This window comes from Bradyrhizobium sp. Pa8 (genome assembly GCF_052588265.1).
In genome coordinates, this window is the sequence record NZ_CP176767.1 from 8,353,100 (window position 1) to 8,368,059 (window position 14,960).

Annotated in this window: 16 protein-coding genes; 6 read left to right on the forward strand and 10 right to left on the reverse strand. The window is 64.7% G+C overall.

Going from position 1 to position 14,960, the window contains the following annotated elements:
- Positions 1-190: 190 nt before the first annotated feature.
- From ACKWRH_RS39565 to hemH, 3 genes are all read right to left on the reverse strand, one after another.
- The gene (locus tag ACKWRH_RS39565) at positions 191-748 is read right to left on the reverse strand and encodes a hypothetical protein (RefSeq protein ID WP_445217957.1); all 558 of its coding nucleotides are present in this window, start codon (positions 746-748) and stop codon (positions 191-193) included.
- Positions 749-824: 76 nt separating this feature from the next.
- Complete coding sequence (locus ACKWRH_RS39570) at positions 825-1,802, reverse strand: ABC transporter substrate-binding protein (protein ID WP_445222557.1); 978 nt, start codon at positions 1,800-1,802, stop codon at positions 825-827.
- An 11-nt stretch (positions 1,803-1,813) separates the two neighbouring features.
- Positions 1,814-2,845, reverse strand: a complete 1,032-nt coding sequence (gene hemH, locus ACKWRH_RS39575; protein WP_445217958.1) for a ferrochelatase — start codon at positions 2,843-2,845, stop codon at positions 1,814-1,816.
- An 82-nt stretch (positions 2,846-2,927) separates the two neighbouring features.
- Here hemH and ACKWRH_RS39580 point away from each other — a divergent pair, with 82 nt between their 5' ends.
- Entirely contained in the window at positions 2,928-3,326 is a 399-nt protein-coding gene (locus ACKWRH_RS39580) for an MAPEG family protein (protein WP_445217959.1), read from the forward strand.
- 7 nt (positions 3,327-3,333) lie between these two features.
- On the opposite strand, the gene ACKWRH_RS39585 is transcribed toward ACKWRH_RS39580, so the two are convergent.
- The 4 genes from ACKWRH_RS39585 to ACKWRH_RS39600 form a co-directional block, all read right to left on the reverse strand.
- Entirely contained in the window at positions 3,334-3,771 is a 438-nt protein-coding gene (locus ACKWRH_RS39585) for an acyl-CoA thioesterase (RefSeq protein ID WP_445217960.1), read from the reverse strand.
- A gap of 263 nt (positions 3,772-4,034) precedes the next feature.
- Positions 4,035-5,180 carry a nickel/cobalt transporter gene (locus ACKWRH_RS39590; RefSeq protein WP_445217961.1) on the reverse strand — a complete coding sequence of 382 codons (1,146 nt, stop codon included), beginning with the start codon at positions 5,178-5,180 and terminating at the stop codon, positions 4,035-4,037.
- The gene (locus ACKWRH_RS39595) at positions 5,171-5,809 is read right to left on the reverse strand and encodes a DUF1007 family protein (RefSeq protein ID WP_445217962.1); all 639 of its coding nucleotides are present in this window, start codon (positions 5,807-5,809) and stop codon (positions 5,171-5,173) included. The genes ACKWRH_RS39590 and ACKWRH_RS39595 overlap by 10 nt, the downstream gene beginning before the upstream one ends.
- Complete coding sequence (locus ACKWRH_RS39600) at positions 5,809-7,890, reverse strand: M3 family metallopeptidase (RefSeq protein ID WP_445217963.1); 2,082 nt, start codon at positions 7,888-7,890, stop codon at positions 5,809-5,811. Before ACKWRH_RS39600 ends, ACKWRH_RS39595 begins: the two co-directional genes overlap by 1 nt.
- A 137-nt stretch (positions 7,891-8,027) precedes the next feature.
- Between ACKWRH_RS39600 and ACKWRH_RS39605 the strand changes: the two genes are divergently transcribed.
- The 5 genes from ACKWRH_RS39605 (at position 8,028) to ACKWRH_RS39625 (ending at position 12,847) form a co-directional block, all read left to right on the forward strand.
- Entirely contained in the window at positions 8,028-8,282 is a 255-nt protein-coding gene (locus tag ACKWRH_RS39605; protein WP_041954176.1) for a hypothetical protein, read from the forward strand.
- Between the two features lie 675 nt (positions 8,283-8,957).
- A complete protein-coding gene (locus ACKWRH_RS39610; RefSeq protein WP_445217964.1) occupies positions 8,958-10,100 on the forward strand; it encodes a type III PLP-dependent enzyme in 1,143 nt (380 codons plus the stop codon).
- 145 nt (positions 10,101-10,245) lie between these two features.
- Complete coding sequence (locus ACKWRH_RS39615) at positions 10,246-10,833, forward strand: GNAT family N-acetyltransferase (RefSeq protein ID WP_445217965.1); 588 nt, start codon at positions 10,246-10,248, stop codon at positions 10,831-10,833.
- Between the two features lie 134 nt (positions 10,834-10,967).
- Positions 10,968-11,357 carry a RidA family protein gene (locus ACKWRH_RS39620; protein ID WP_085398473.1) on the forward strand — a complete coding sequence of 130 codons (390 nt, stop codon included), beginning with the start codon at positions 10,968-10,970 and terminating at the stop codon, positions 11,355-11,357.
- A gap of 47 nt (positions 11,358-11,404) precedes the next feature.
- Complete coding sequence (locus ACKWRH_RS39625) at positions 11,405-12,847, forward strand: homospermidine synthase (protein WP_445217966.1); 1,443 nt, start codon at positions 11,405-11,407, stop codon at positions 12,845-12,847.
- Between the two features lie 63 nt (positions 12,848-12,910).
- On the opposite strand, the gene ACKWRH_RS39630 is transcribed toward ACKWRH_RS39625, so the two are convergent.
- From ACKWRH_RS39630 to ACKWRH_RS39640, 3 genes are all read right to left on the reverse strand, one after another.
- Positions 12,911-13,651 carry an acetoacetate decarboxylase gene (locus ACKWRH_RS39630; protein ID WP_445217967.1) on the reverse strand — a complete coding sequence of 247 codons (741 nt, stop codon included), beginning with the start codon at positions 13,649-13,651 and terminating at the stop codon, positions 12,911-12,913.
- Positions 13,652-13,745: 94 nt separating this feature from the next.
- Positions 13,746-14,078: a hypothetical protein gene (locus tag ACKWRH_RS39635; protein WP_445217968.1), complete on the reverse strand. Its 333-nt coding sequence runs from the start codon at positions 14,076-14,078 to the stop codon at positions 13,746-13,748.
- 101 nt (positions 14,079-14,179) lie between these two features.
- Positions 14,180-14,896, reverse strand: a complete 717-nt coding sequence (locus ACKWRH_RS39640; protein WP_063985720.1) for an MgtC/SapB family protein — start codon at positions 14,894-14,896, stop codon at positions 14,180-14,182.
- Between the last annotated feature and the right edge of the window lie 64 nt (positions 14,897-14,960).

Consider the following 14,960-nt stretch of genomic DNA (forward strand, 5'->3'; position numbering starts at 1 on the left):
CTCCAAGGCGGGAAAGCCCTTTCCCGCGCTGTCATTGGTCGGGAACGTGACCTTACCGGTTCAGCGGTCACCATTCACGTCGGCGCGGAGCAACATTTCCACAAGAAGTACGGAGGCGGAACGATCGCCGATAAGTATTGTGAGACAACCCTTGAAACGGCACGGGGGCAACCTAGCAACGGCCGGTGTCCTAGTTGGACCATGTAAAATTCACCGGCTTCAGCGTGGCGAGCTCGGGCCGCTCCTTGCGCAGCTTCGCCAGCTGGACGGCCGTCGGCCTCGTCTCGAAACTGCGTTGCTGCCCCGGAAAGACGGTCGCAACGTAATACAGTCCGGGGGAGGGAAGATCGATCTTGGGTGTATGCACCGGCACGAATCCCATCGACACGCCATTCGGAAGATAGGTGCCCGGGCGACCCGTCGTCGTATAGTTTTGCAGCTCAAGCCCAGTCGTTCCGACAGCGACCGGAATCGCAACAAACCCGTCCGGAGCAAGGCTGATCCCTCGCGCATTGATCGCGGGAAAACCATTGTGAACGAATTGAAGATAGTTGATCGTCTCGCTGCCGCCGTTTGCGACCAGGACAATGGCCGTATCACTCTTGACGGCACCGCCGGCCCGCACCGCTTCTGGATACATGGTCGACGCAACGTCCCCCGTCGTGTTGCAGCCAGCGAGTCCGCAGGCCACGACAGCTACAAGCAACAATCCCCGCATGTAATCGCGCCCGCCCCGTTCGAGCCGCATCGCTCGCGGCAACATCCCCACCGTCATTCTGCCCCAGGAATTATGGAATCACCAGTCGAAGGCAGCATCGGCGCCCCTATTCGACCACGGTGTTGGCAATCGCAAGCAGCGAGGGCGACATCGTCAACCCCAGCGCCCTCACCGTCTTCAGGTTGATCGCAAGCTCGAACTTGGTGGGATTCTGGACCGGCAGGTCGGCTGCCTGCGCGCCCTTCAGGATGCGATCGATGTAGTTGGCGGCGCGGCGAAGCTGCTCGGCGCTGTCGGTGCTGTAGGACATCAGCCCGCCCTCGTCGACGAAGGTGCGGCTCCAGAACACCGCCGGCACGCGGGCTTCACCGATTGCAGCCAGGAGCTGGGCACGATTGGCCATGGTGAAGAAGTCAGGCAGCACCAGCAGGCCGCCGTCTTTCCGCGAAGCCAGCGCGGCGATCGAGCCAGAGTCATGAACTGGCGTTGCCTCGACCGTCACGTGAAGCGTCCGTGCGGCGTCCTCGATCGTGCGCAGCATCAGGGGCGCGAACGGCGCGGTGGCTGGATTGTAGACGACGAAGACGCGGGACACTTTTGGCGTGACCTGCATCAGCATCTCCAGCCATTTGCCGGCGAGCGGGCCGTCGTAATCGGTGAAGCCGGTGATGTTGCCACCGGGATGAGCGAGGTTTTTGACAAAGCCCTGGCTGACGGGATCGGTGACGACGGCGAACACGATCGGGATCGTCGTGGTGCGCTGGCGCAGCTCCTCGACCGAGGGCGTGCCGACCGCGAGCAGGATGTCCGGCTTGAGCGCCACGAGTTCGTCGGCGAGACGCGCGATGCGTGCCCGGTCGCCGGCGCCGCTGCGCCAATCGATCCTGAGATTGTCGTGCTCCTTCCAGCCATGGGCGGCGAGCGTCTCGACCAGGATCGTACTGCGGGCCTGCCCGATCGCGTCATCCGCGGCCGTGACCGAGAGCACGCCGAGCCGCCGCGTCGCGTTCGGCTGCTGCGCCAGCACCGAGGCCGGCAGCGCGGCGATCGTCCCAAGAAGCGCCAAAGTCTCGCGGCGGTTCATGGGATACGCCATCAGATCCAGCCCTGAAGCTCGCGCAGCACCAGGGTGCAGATCACGTCCATGCCGGGATCGCTGTCGTTGAGACAAGGGATCGCGGAAAACTGCTCGCCGCCATTATGCTTGAAGATCTCGGCATTCTCCTGCGCGATCTCCTCCAGCGTCTCCAGGCAGTCGGCGGCAAAGCCCGGTGTCACCACCGCGATGCGGCGCACGCCTTCCTTGGCCAGGCGCTCCATGGTCTTGTCGGTGTAGGGCTGGAGCCACTCGTCATTGCCGAAGCGCGACTGGAAGGTCAGTAGCAGTTTCGTCTCGTCCATGCCGAGCCGGCGGCGCAGCGCCTCGGTCGTGGCGACGCAGTGGGACTGATAGGGATCGCCCTTGTCGACATAGGATTTCGGCATGCCGTGGAAGGACGCCACGATCAGCTCCGGCTTGAAGGACAGCGTCGCCAGATGCGTCTCGATCGAGATCGCGAGCGCCTCGATATAGGCCTCGTCCTCGTAATAAGGCGGCGTCACCCGCAGCGTCGGCTGGTTCCGCAAGCGGGCGAGCACGCGGAACACTTCGTCGCAGACGGTCGCCGAGGTCGAGGCGGAATATTGCGGGTAGAGCGGCACCGCGAGGATGCGGTCGCACCCCTTCGCGATCAGCGCGTCGATGCCCGACTTGATCGAGGGATTGCCGTAGCGCATCGCCCAGTCCACCACGACGTGGTCGCTGTCAGACAGTGCAGCAGCAAGCTTGTCGGCTTGCGACCGCGTGATGGTCTTCAGCGGCGACTCGTTCCGCTCATTGTTCCAGATCTTCTGATAGTCCAGCGCCTTGGTGCGGGGACGGCTGCGCAGGATGATGCCGTTGAGCACGAACTGCCAGACCAGCCCCTGGTCCTCGATGACGCGGGCGTCCGAGAGGAACTCCTTGAGATAGACCCGCACGCCGGGCGCATCGGCCGTATCGGGCGTGCCGAGATTGACCAGAAGCACGCCGACCCGGCTGGACTGAACGGTCGGCTTCGCGGTCTCGATGGGGGCTGCGATCGTCATGGCCCGTTGCGTCGCGCGTTGCACCGATCTTGTCAAGATGAGGCCGGTTTCGCTAGGGTCGCGCCCAAGCGGGGGAGGAAAGATGACACTCGCGGAATGGTGCGTATTTGGAGCGCTGCTGCTTTATCTGTCGACGATCGTCTCGATCAAATGGACGCGGTTTCGCGCGTTCGACAATTCGCGGCCGCGCGACCCCGCCTTCTTCGAGGATGCGCTGGCGCAGCGCGCGCTCGGTGCCCACCAGAACGGCATCGAGACCTTTCCGTTCTTCGCCTTCGCGGTGCTGCTTGCGGAATTCCGGGATTCGCCGCAGCGGCTGATCGACGAGCTCGCCGTGCTGTTCCTGATCGTGCGGATCGCCTACGTGCTGACCTATCTCGGCAACCGCCCGACGCTGCGCTCGATCCTCTGGAGCATCGGTTTTGCGATCAATCTCGGAATCTTCTTCATGCCGACGCTGAAGCGGTTTTTGCCCGTGTGAGGCGGCCTCACGCCGAGAGATGACGTTCCCGCGTCGCGATCAACGCCCGCATCGACGCCGGGATCGTGACCGGACGATGGGTCTCCTGGTTGGTGTAGACCCACACGATCTCGCCGGTCACCAGCGTATCCGCGCCGTCTTTCAGAAAGATGGCGAGCTCGAAGCTGAGGCTCGAATTGCCGATCCGCGCCACGCGCGCACCGACATCGAGCTCCCAGTCGAACCTGACAGGCGCCTTGTATTCGATCACCGATTTGACGACGTGGAAGTCGATGCCGCTCGCCTGCGCGTCTGCATATTGGTCAAAGCCCAGCGCGCGGAAATACTCGGTGATAGCGGTGTCGAAATAGGTAAGATAATGCGCGTTGAAGACGACGCCCTGGCCGTCGATCTCGGAATAGCGCACCCGAAACGGATGAAAGAACCAGAAATTTTCGCGCGACATTGAATCCCCCGACCGTTCTTGTTGGCAGACTGAATAGCCGACGGGAGGGAGTTCGCAAAGGCGCCGGACTACGTGGCTGCAGCCGATGCGCTTCTTACCCTCGCCTGGAGGGGGAGGGTCGATCGGGCGAAGCGCGAGCGGGGTGGGTGATCTCTCCGCAGGGGCAGTGTCGGATGTGGAGAGACCGTCACCCCACCCCGCTACGCATTGCGCTTCGCTTCATGCGTAGCGACCCTCCCCCTCCAGGGGAGGGTGAAGGAAGCTTAAAAACACGTCGTCCGTTCGGCGGCGATGTAGCCGAACAACAGGCCCGCGCCGAACAGCAGCACGAGAGCGGCGGCGCCGAATTCGATGCCGCGCATGAAGAGAGCGCCGCCACCGTCGCGCCCGGCGCTGAGACGGGCGGCGATGTCCTTGGCGGAGACGGCGACGACGGCGATGGCCGCGACCGTAATGGCGGTGCCGAGCCCCATCAGGAGGGTCGCGGCGATGCCGGCCCAGAACAGGCCCTGCGCGAGCGCGAACACCAGCACCAGGATCGCACCCGAGCACGGACGGATGCCGACGGTCAGGATCGCAGCAAACCCGCGCCGCCAGCCGCCGGGACCGGCGAGCTCGCTCGGCGTGGGGCCGTGGGAATGGCCGCAATGCTCGTCATGGACGTGGTCGTGCCCGTGGTGGTGATGGGCGTGGGCGTGACCATGGTCGTGATGATGGTGATCATGACCGTGATCGTGGTCGTGATGATCATGGGCATCATGGTGATGGTGATGGCCGTGATCATGATGGTCATGCGGCACGCCGGCGATCGCCGGCATCGGCTGGGCCGCCTGGAGCGCGCGGATGAACGTGCGACCCTTGACCCAGACCAGCCGCAGGCCGAACAGCGCGATCAGGCCGTAGCTCGCGATCTCGATCGCGCCCTCCGCCTTGCACATGGTCTTGGCGGTGGCATTCAGCACCCAGGCCGAGATGCCGACGATCAGGATCGCCACCAGCGACTGCATCAGCGCCGAGGCAAACGACAGCGCGATGCCGCGCCGCGCGGTCTCGCGGTTGGCGACGAGATAGGAGGCGATCACCGCCTTGCCGTGACCGGGGCCGGCGGCGTGGAAGATGCCATAAGCAAAGGAGATGAAGAGCAGCGTCCACACCGCCGAGCCGTCGGACTTGGCGGCGCGGATGGTCGCCGACATCTGGCGATAGAACTCCGACTGCTTCGCCAACAGCCAGCCGATGATGCCGCTGGCCTCGGGCTCGGCCGCCTGCGCCGGGCGCGGCGCGCCGAACGGATTTTGCGCGAGGAGATCGTGAAGCGCGGCGTCCGCCACGCTCACAACAAGAAGCACGGCCGCACAGGCCAGAAGCCCGCGCACAAGCGGGGAACGAAGACGACCGATCAAGGGCAATCCACCGTGATCTTGTTGGCGAACATCATGCCGAAATTCGAGTTCTCACCGTTCAGGAAGGTCTGCTCGTTGAGCTTCTGCGCGGTGGCGGAGCCGTCGCTGGGCCGATCAAGCTTCATCTGGCAACCGGCGGGCGCGCCGACCAGCTTGACCGGATTGTCCTTGGCCATCTGGAAGTCGATGAAGTAGGAGCGGTCGAACACTTCGAGCACCAGCTGCTTGGGCTTGACCGGGTTCTTCAGCGGCAGCGTGAAGTGCAGGGTCAGCACGGTATCCTTGTAGTCGAGGAAGTAGTCGACCGGCTCGTTAAAACGCTCCTTCTTGCCGTCGGCTCGCGCGAAGGTGAAGTAGGCGTATTCCTTCAGCGACTCGACATTGGTCTGCGCCAGCGGCCCCAGCTCCTCACGGGTGTATGCGCCCTTGGTCTTGCTCTCGAGCCCCTGCAGCGCATAGGCCGAGAACATGTCATCGAAGGTCCAGGCGTGGCGGACACCGGTAATGCTGCCGTCGGCGGCGTAGAGCAGCTCGCTGGTCGCGGTGATCCAGACATGCGGATGCGCCCTCGCCGCGCCCGCTGCGAACGTCATCGCAGCGGCGAGCAACAGGCCGAACAGGGCACGCATGCCCATCAGGCCGCCTTCGCGCCATCGAGCAGGCCGCGCCGGCGCAGCAGCGCGTCGGGCTCCGGCGGACGGCCGCGGAAGGCTTCATAAGCGGTTTCGGGATCGACCGATCCGCCCGAGGAGTAGATGTCGTCGTGCAGGCGTTTTGCCACCGCAGGATCAAAGATGTTGCCGGCCTCCTCGAACGCGCCGAAGGCGTCGGCGTCCATCACCTCCGACCACATGTAGCTGTAATAACCGGCGGCATAATGGTCGCCGGAGAAGATGTGGCCGAACTGCGTGGGCCGGTGGCGGAGCGAGATCTCCTCGGGCATGCCGATCTTCTCCAGCTCCTTCTTCTCGAAGGCGCGGACATCCTGCGCGGCTGAAGCCGGCTGGGTGTGGAATTCGAGATCGACCAGCGCCGAGGAGACGAACTCGACCGTGGAAAAACCCTGGTTGAACTTTCGCGCGGCAAGGAAGCGCTGGAGAAGATCGTCCGGCAGCGGCTCGCCGGTCTGGTAGTGGCGGGCGAACTGCTGCAGCACCTCCGGCCGCTCCTGCCAGTGCTCGTAGAGCTGGGAGGGCAGCTCGACGAAGTCGGTGAACACCGCGGTGCCCGAGAGTGACGGATAGGTCACATTGGAGAGCATGCCGTGCAGGCCGTGGCCGAACTCGTGGAACAAGGTACGGGCATCGTCGGGCGAGAGCAGCGAGGGCCCGCCGTTCGCGCCCTTGGCGAAGTTGCAGACATTGATGACGAGCGGCGCGATCTCGCCGTCGAGCTTCTGCTGGTCGCGCAGCGAGGTCATCCAGGCGCCGGAGCGCTTCGACGGCCGGGCGTAGTAGTCGCCGTAGAACAGCGCCTTGTGCTTGCCGTCCGGCCCCTTCACCTCCCAGACCCGGACATCCGGGTGCCAGGTCGGCACGTCCTTGCGCTCCTCGAAGGTGATGCCGAACAGGCGGGTGGCGCAGTCGAAGGCGGCGGCGATCATGTGATCGAGCGTGAGATACGGCTTGATCGCGGCGTCGTCGAAATTGGCGCGCTGGAGGCGGAGTTTTTCGGCATAGAAGCGCCAATCCCAGGGCGCGAGCTTGAAATTGCCGCCCTCTTCCGTGATCAACGCCTGCATCTCGTCGCGGTCGGCGAGCGCGCGCGCCCGCGCCGGCTTCCAGACCCGCTCCAGCAGGCCGCGCACCGCATCCGGTGTCTTGGCCATGGAATCCTCGAGCCGGTAGGCGGCGAAGGTCGGATAGCCCAGAAGCTTGGCGCTCTCCTCGCGCAGCTTCAGGATCTCGACGATGGTGCCGTTGTTGTCGTTGGTATTGCCGTTGTCGCCACGCGCCGTGAAGGCCTTGTAGACCTTCTCGCGCAGGTCACGGCGGACCGAGCTCTTCAGGAACGGCTCGGTCGAGGAGCGCGAGAGCGTGACGATGGCCTTGCCTTCCATGCCGCGCTCTTCCGCCGCAGCCTTGGCAGCGGCGACGAAGCTCTCCGGCAGGCCCTGGCGGTCGGCCTCCCCCAACTCCATGAACCACTCCTGCTCGTCGCCGAGCAGATGATGGCTGAAGCTGGTGCCGAGTTGGGCGAGCTTCTCGTTGATCTCCGCCATCCGCGCCTTGGCCTCTTCGGAGAGGCCGGCGCCGGAACGGTGGAAGCGGGTGTAGGTGCGCTCCAGCAGCCGGAGCTGCTCGGGCGAAAGACCGAGACCCGCGCGGTTCTCGTGCAGATGGGCGATGCGACCAAACAGCACGGCGTTCATCATGATCGGATTCCAGTGCCGCGCCATCCGCAAGGAGACCTCCTTGTCGATCTCCAGGATGGCCGGGTTGGAATGCGCCGAGACGAGGTCGTAGAAGACCGCCGCGACCTTGGTGAGGAGCTTGCCGGAGCGCTCCAGCGCCGTGATGGTGTTGGCGAAGTCGGCGGCCGCGGGATCGTTGGTGATCGCCGCGATCTCGGCGGAGTGATCGGCGAAGGCCTGCTCGAAGGCCGGGAGAAAGTGCTCGGGCTTGAGCTCGTCGAAGGGCGGGGTCGCAAACGGCGTCACCCAGGCCTTCAGCAGCGGGTTGGTCTCGGGGTCCGTGGTTTGGCGGGGGTCTGACATCGCAAGTCCCGGTTTTTGTGGCTCGATTGTTGGGGTCAGCTATAGCACGCGATGGGGCTTTTTTGGGCCATTTGCCCTTGCTCCCGGCCGCCTTTTCGGGGAGATTGCGGCCCTCGAAACCACGGACCCCAGAGCTCATGAACGCGCCTGCCTCCTCTTCCCGTCAGATCGTCTGGCCGAGCGTCATCACTGTCGTCAGCGCGGCCATCCTGATCGGCGCCGAGGTGTTCGGCGCCGCGTTCGCCGGCGGCTGGGCGCTCGCGATCCTGTTCGGACTTGGCGATCAGGGCACGCACATCCTGCAGGCCGTACTGTTCGCGCTCGGCGTGCTCGTGATGACCGCGTTCATCCGCGCGGCTCAGCGCGTCGAGCCGTTCACGAAGCGCCGCTGACGCTTCCTCGCGCGCGCAAGACGCGCGCACGACTGAGAAAACTTAACGCGCGTTCATCTTCCGCGTCGCTCGCGCAACACTGCGCAAGCAGATGTTAGGCAATTCTGTCCTCAGCCTAAAAAAATTCTTGCGAAGCTGAGTCAAAACGCTTATGTGCGCTCTTGCCCAATTTCGCACGTGCCTGTGGTCGTGTGTCAGTCGGTAGGTATCCGGACAAGAGGCCGGACAGCCGCCAAGGGGTGAAGAAGCCGAGGGGCTCTTCGGAAGTGCGGAAGTCGAAAGACCGAAAGGTCGGACGAGGAAGCAAACCCGGAGCGTCCAGCATCTCTCTCAAAGAGATGCCATGTCGAAGGTGACTTCACTTTTTGCAACCGTGACTGGCAGCCGGAGGCGAACCGGCGCACCCCGCTCTCAACGGGGGACGCGACTTAAAGCAACGACGGATCGGGCTTTTTTGGTCTCTACCGGCGGTCCAACGCCGGCTCGGGCTACTGAAAAGGCTTGTCCTTCATTGCCAGGTGTGCGGGCGGGAACAATCCCAACCAATCCACGGCAGCACAGTCTGGTTTGAGTCTTTGGCTCGTCGCGCCTCCATCGCGCGATCTGGCCGGAGTGCTCTTATCCGACGTCATTTTTTGAACGGATCCCCGTCGCTGGGCCGTTTGGGAGAGTGCTATGACCGATCGTATCCAGGAATTCCTGCGCAACCGCCGCAAGGATGGCCTCGACACCGAGCCGTGCCTCGTCGTCGACCTAGAGGTCGTGCGCGACAATTACCAGACCTTCGCCAAGGCGCTGCCCGACAGCCGCGTGTTCTACGCCGTCAAGGCGAACCCGGCGCCGGAAGTGCTGGCGCTGCTCGCTTCCATGGGCTCCTGCTTCGACACCGCGACGGTCGCCGAGATCGAGATGGCGCTGGCCGCGGGTGCGACGCCCGACCGCATCTCCTTCGGCAACACGATCAAGAAGGAGCGCGACATCGCGCGCGCCTTCGCGCTCGGCATCCGGCTTTTCGCCGTGGATTGCGCCGCCGAGGTCGAGAAGGTCGCCCGTGCCGCTCCCGGCGCGAAGGTGTTCTGCCGCATCCTCTACGACTGCGCCGGCGCCGAGTGGCCGCTGTCACGCAAGTTCGGCTGCGACCCGGAGATGGCCGTCGAGGTGCTCGACGTCGCCAAGCGCCTGGGCCTGGAGCCGTGCGGCATCTCCTTCCATGTTGGCTCGCAGCAGCGCAAGGTGAAGGCGTGGGACCGTGCGCTGGCGATGGCCTCGCAGGTATTCCGCGACTGCGCCGAGCGCGGCATCAACCTGACCATGGTCAACATGGGCGGCGGCTTCCCAACCAAGTACCTGAAGGACGTGCCGCCGGTCGTGACCTACGGCCGCTCGATCTTCCGCGCGCTGCGCAAGCACTTCGGCAACCAGATTCCGGAGACCATCATCGAGCCGGGCCGCGGCATGGTGGGCAACGCCGGCATCATCGAATCCGAGGTCGTGCTCATCTCGAAGAAGAGCGACGAGGACGAGGTGCGCTGGGTCTATCTCGACATCGGCAAGTTCGGCGGTCTCGCCGAGACGATGGACGAGTCCATCCGCTACGCCATCCGCACCCCGCATGACGGCGCGGACATGACGCCGTGCGTGCTCGCGGGCCCGACCTGCGACAGCGCCGACGTGCTGTACGAGAAGACCCCGTATCCGCTCCCCGTCACGCTCGAGATCGGCGACAAGCTGCTGATCGAAGGCACCGGGGCCTATACGTCGACCTACTCGGCGGTGGCGTTCAACGGCATCCCGCCGCTGAAGACGTACCACATCTGATTTGCCACATCTGATCCGCCTCTCGGTCTGAGGCCTGACGAACCCGGGAGCCGGTCCGCCGGCTCCCTTCCTGACATTACCATTCTGACGACGTCTTGAGCCGGCGTGCTTCTCGCACGCGGGTTCAAGCGGGGACTGACGCGCCATGACTGCTTTTCGGAAGCCACAAGTCGCCCTCACTTCGAAAGCCGCTCCGTTCGCGATCCGTGCGGAACGTGCTGCCGACGTCGCCGCCCGTGAAGCGCTGCTGGATGCCTGCTTTGGCGAGAACCGCCATGACCGCACCTGCCAGCGACTGCGCGACGGACGTGCACCTGCCGCAGGCCTTGCCCTGTCGGCTGTGCGCGAGGGGACACTCGTGGGAACCGTGCGGCTGTGGCACGTCAGCGCCGGAGGCAGGCCCGCTCTGGTCCTCGGACCGCTGGCGGTGGAGCCTGCCTTCCGCGAGCTCGGGATCGGCGCCGCGCTGATGCATCAAGCGCTGGCCGCCGCCCGGGCACGCGGGCATGCCGCCGTGATCCTGCTCGGCGATGCCCCCTATTACGCCCGCTTCGGCTTCTCGCCCGAGAAGACCGGCGCATTGATGCTGCCCGGCCCGTTCGAGCGCGATCGCCTGCTGGCGATCGAATTCCAGGCCGGTGCGCTGGATGGCGTTGACGGGATGATCGTCCCGACCGGCGCGGCCCTGCCCAAACGGAGGGTAGTTCGCGCCCTCCAGGCGCACGCGGCCTAAGGGATTGCCATGATGGCGACGACTTAAGCCGCGCTCCGCGGCGATGCCCGCGCGTGCCCGTTCCTTTAGGGTTGCGCGGGCCTGAGAAACGCCCTTTAACCCGCCAAACACCCCTTCAGTCGAGGCCTACGACCATGTCCCGTCGCCTGATCTCCACCGGCTCTCCCCTCGAGAAGACCGTCGGCTACAGCCGCGCCGTGATCGACGGCGAGTTCGCCTTTGTCGCCGGAACCACCGGCTATGACTACACGACGATGACGATGCCGGCCGATGTCACGAGCCAGTCACGCAACTGCTTCAAGACCATCGAAGCCGCCCTGAAGGAGGGCGGATTCGAGATGGCCGATATCGTCCGTGCGACCTACTACGTCACCGACGCCAGCTACATCGACGCCCACTTCGCCGTCTGCGGCGAGGTTCTCGGTGACATCAGGCCGGCTGCGACACTGCTTGTCGTCAGCGCCCTCGCCAAGCCCGAGATGAAGGTCGAGATCGAAGTCACCGCCAAGCGCCGCAGCGCCTGATCCACCCCCACCCTTTGTCTGCCAGCACGTTCCGGAGAAACCATCCCATGAGCCACCCCTCGCAGATCTACGCGAAGATCACTGGTCCCATCGTCATGGTCGGCTTCGGCTCCATCGGCAAAGGCACGCTGCCGATGATCGAGCGGCATCTCGATTACGACAAGTCGCGCGTCACCGTGATCGATCCCAAGGACGAGGGCCGCAAGGCGCATTGCGAGAAGCAGAACGTCCGCTTCATCCAGAAGGCCGTGACCAGGGACAATTACCGGGAGTTGCTGACCCCGCTGCTCACCGAAGGCGGCGGCCAAGGCTTTTGCGTCAATCTCTCGGTCGATACCGGCTCCACCGACATCATGGAGCTCTGCAACGAGCTCGGCGCTCTCTATATCGACACCGTCAACGAGCCCTGGCTCGGCTTCTATTTCGACGCGTCGAAGGGCCCGGAAGCGCGCTCCAACTACGCGCTTCGCGAAGTGACGCTGGCCGCCAAGAAGGCGCGCCCGGCGGGCTCGACGACGGCCGTCTCCTGCTGTGGCGCCAATCCCGGCATGGTCTCCTTTTTCGTCAAGCAGGCGCTGCTCAATGTCGCCGCCGATCTGAAGCTCAATGCCCCCAAGCCGAAGACCAAGGCCGAATGGGCCGACTTGATGCGGCAGGCCGGTATCAAGGGCATCCACATCGCCGAACGCGACACCCAGCGCTCCAAGACGCCGAAAGAGCCCGACGTCTTCGTCAACACCTGGTCGGTGGAAGGCTTCCTGTCGGAAGGTGTGCAGCCGTCCGAACTCGGTTGGGGCACCCATGAAAACTGGATGCCCGAGAATGCGCATACCCACGAAGCCGGCTGCGGCGCCGCCATCTATCTGATGCAGCCCGGCGCCAACACGCGCGTGCGCACCTGGTGCCCGACCCGCGGCGCGCAGTACGGCTTCCTCGTCACCCACAACGAGTCGATCTCGATCTCCGATTACTTCACGGTGCGTGACGCATCGGGCACGGCGGTCTACCGGCCGACCTGCCACTATGCCTACCATCCGGCCGACGATGCCGTGCTGTCGCTGCATGAAATGTTCGGCCGTGCCGCGAAGATGCAGGAAAAGCACCACATCCTCGATGAGAACGAGATCGTCGACGGCATCGACGAGCTCGGCGTGCTGCTGTTCGGCCATGACAACAATGCCTATTGGTACGGTTCGCAGCTCTCCATCGAAGAGACCCGCAAGCTCGCGCCGTATCAAAACGCCACCGGCCTGCAGGTGACCTCCGCCGTGCTCGGCGGCATGGTGTGGGCGCTGGAAAACCCGAACGAAGGCATCGTCGAAGCCGACGAGATGGATTTCGACCGTCTGCTGGAAATCCAGCTGCCGTATCTCGGCCCGGTGAAGGGTTTCTATACCGACTGGACGCCGCTGACGGATCGTCCGGGACTGTTTCCGGAAGACATCGACACGAGCGATCCCTGGCAGTTCCGGAATGTTCTGGTGCGCTGACCTCTCAGCGCTTCCGGTTGATCGCGATGCCCGGCCTTGTGCCGGGCATTTCTTTTTGCCGACCTATTTCGCCATGTAGTCGAACGCGACGCTGCCGAGCCCCAGCGTCAAATCCGCCTTGAAATGCAGCGCCGAGACCACCTCGCGCACCGGCAGACGGGCGACGTCGCAGAGTGCATGGGGAAACAGGCCGAGTGCGGCAGGGCCGGTCCATGCTTCCTTCAGCGTGATGTCCTCGAGATGGAAGCGCACCAGCTCGCAGATCCGCGGGCTGCCGTCGACATGGGGGATGATCTTCAGGATGAAGTTCGGCGACGCCATCGACTTCAGCACGACGTCATGGTCGACCTTGCGGTGCTTGTAGCCCATCGTCGCGGAGGCGCAGAGCACCGAGCCGTAATGCAGCGAGCCGACCAGCACGTCGCTTTCGACCTCGATCTTCGGCCGCGCCAGCTTCTTCGGAAAGCCCCACAATTCGCGACCGCCGGCGATCGGTCCCTCGTCGTCCAGATACATCGCGTGGGTGTAGGCCCCCTCCTCGCCCTTGAGGCGGACCGGGATCACTTGCCCGGTTTCGGTGTAGTCGCCGAATCCGGTCGAGTCGGGCATGCGAATGAATTCGTATTTCACCACCGGCTCCGCCACCTCAAGCGGCTCGGGCACGATGGCGGCGAGGGCTTCGGGATCGGTCCTGTAGGTGATGACGAAATATTCGCGGTCGAAGAAGCGATACGGCCCCGGCGGGAATGACGGGTTGGTGAGCGGCATCGAATAAGCGGTGCGGCGGACGTCTTCGATCTTCATGGGAGGCCCCATCTGTCGTTGGCGCGACAGATTATGGAACGGGCCGGCTGCCGAGGCGAGATCAAATGCGCGTCACCATACGCCGGCCGTCGGGCTACTTCTCCTTGATCGGCGGCGCGATCTTCTCCGCGGGCGCCGCCGGCAATGCCGGCTTGGTCGCCGCACCCTGCGTCTGCGCATCGGGGCGCGCGGGCTCGGGGGCCGGCGTAGTCGGCCGGTCGCCGCCGGGCTTGGATTCCGCAGGTGTCTTGCCCTGATCGTCGGACGGTGTGCCCTGAAGCGGTTGTGTCGCCTGTGCCGTCTGCATCCGGTTCTCGGCGCGGATTTCCGCCAGGGAAAGGCCTGCGACCACGACACCTGCCGCGAACAGCGAGCAGGCGATCACCAGGTCGAGCTTCAGTCTGCGCTTGTCATTTGGGCCGGGCATGTCGATCACCGCCTTTATCCGCGGGATCAACGAACTTGCCCGACTGCGGTTCCGTGCCGGACGAGGCGGGAACCGTGCCTTCGCACGCCAAAACGCCGCGCTCAGTCTGAGGTGTTAACCTCCCACGTCGCGTGGCGCACGCCCGGCAGGTGCTGGAGATCGGTCGCCACCGCGTTCAGCTCGTTCGGATCGACCGCGGTCGCGACCAGCTTTGCGACAATCTCGATCAGGTCATCCCCGGTCTCAACCACGTCGATATCGGCCACCGGATATTTCGCGGCCTCCAGCTTGTCGACGAGCCGGTCGCGCATGTCGGGCAGGGCGTCGGCCGCGACGGCGAGCTTGAAATAGTAGGTCGCCTCCGAGGTCTTCTCGTTCAGCGGAATGCGGTTGATGGCGTTGACCAGCGGGCGCAGCATGGTGTTGCCGGCGATGACGAACACGGTCAGCGCGGCCGCCTGTGCGACCATGTCGGCGCCGGCACAGGAGCCCACGGCGGCGGAGGCCCACAGCGTCGCCGCGGTGTTGAGCCCGCGCACGTCCATGCCCTGCTTCATGATGACGCCGGCGCCGAGGAAGCCGATGCCGGATACGACATAGGAGATCACCCGCACCGCGCCGTCGGCGCCGGTCAGGTGCATCGCGAGATCGACGAAGGCGGCAGCGCCGACCGCGACCAGCACGTTGGTGCGCAGGCCGGCGGTGCGCTGGCGGTACTGCCGCTCGGCGCCGATCAGCGTGCCCAGCACGAAGGCCGTGAACAGGCTGACCAGCGTGTCGGCGAAATCAGCAATCTGGAATGTCGTCAAAAACCGCATGGTCCCTCGCACGGGTTGGCAAACGATCTATGCGAGAGTGCCGACGAGGTCAATTTGAACGGGC

Excerpts from the sequence above, each read along its gene's own strand:
- ACKWRH_RS39565 (WP_445217957.1), bottom strand. The coding sequence starts at position 748 with ATGCGGCTCGAACGGGGCGGGCGCGATTACATGCGGGGATTGTTGCTT.
- ACKWRH_RS39570 (WP_445222557.1), bottom strand. The coding sequence starts at position 1,802 with ATGAACCGCCGCGAGACTTTGGCGCTTCTTGGGACGATCGCCGCGCTG.
- hemH (WP_445217958.1), bottom strand. The coding sequence starts at position 2,845 with ATGACGATCGCAGCCCCCATCGAGACCGCGAAGCCGACCGTTCAGTCC.
- ACKWRH_RS39580 (WP_445217959.1), top strand. The coding sequence starts at position 2,928 with ATGACACTCGCGGAATGGTGCGTATTTGGAGCGCTGCTGCTTTATCTG.
- ACKWRH_RS39585 (WP_445217960.1), bottom strand. The coding sequence starts at position 3,771 with ATGTCGCGCGAAAATTTCTGGTTCTTTCATCCGTTTCGGGTGCGCTAT.
- ACKWRH_RS39595 (WP_445217962.1), bottom strand. The coding sequence starts at position 5,809 with ATGGGCATGCGTGCCCTGTTCGGCCTGTTGCTCGCCGCTGCGATGACG.
- ACKWRH_RS39600 (WP_445217963.1), bottom strand. The coding sequence starts at position 7,890 with ATGTCAGACCCCCGCCAAACCACGGACCCCGAGACCAACCCGCTGCTG.
- ACKWRH_RS39605 (WP_041954176.1), top strand. The coding sequence starts at position 8,028 with ATGAACGCGCCTGCCTCCTCTTCCCGTCAGATCGTCTGGCCGAGCGTC.
- ACKWRH_RS39610 (WP_445217964.1), top strand. The coding sequence starts at position 8,958 with ATGACCGATCGTATCCAGGAATTCCTGCGCAACCGCCGCAAGGATGGC.
- ACKWRH_RS39615 (WP_445217965.1), top strand. The coding sequence starts at position 10,246 with ATGACTGCTTTTCGGAAGCCACAAGTCGCCCTCACTTCGAAAGCCGCT.
- ACKWRH_RS39620 (WP_085398473.1), top strand. The coding sequence starts at position 10,968 with ATGTCCCGTCGCCTGATCTCCACCGGCTCTCCCCTCGAGAAGACCGTC.
- ACKWRH_RS39625 (WP_445217966.1), top strand. The coding sequence starts at position 11,405 with ATGAGCCACCCCTCGCAGATCTACGCGAAGATCACTGGTCCCATCGTC.
- ACKWRH_RS39630 (WP_445217967.1), bottom strand. The coding sequence starts at position 13,651 with ATGAAGATCGAAGACGTCCGCCGCACCGCTTATTCGATGCCGCTCACC.
- ACKWRH_RS39635 (WP_445217968.1), bottom strand. The coding sequence starts at position 14,078 with ATGCCCGGCCCAAATGACAAGCGCAGACTGAAGCTCGACCTGGTGATC.
- ACKWRH_RS39640 (WP_063985720.1), bottom strand. The coding sequence starts at position 14,896 with ATGCGGTTTTTGACGACATTCCAGATTGCTGATTTCGCCGACACGCTG.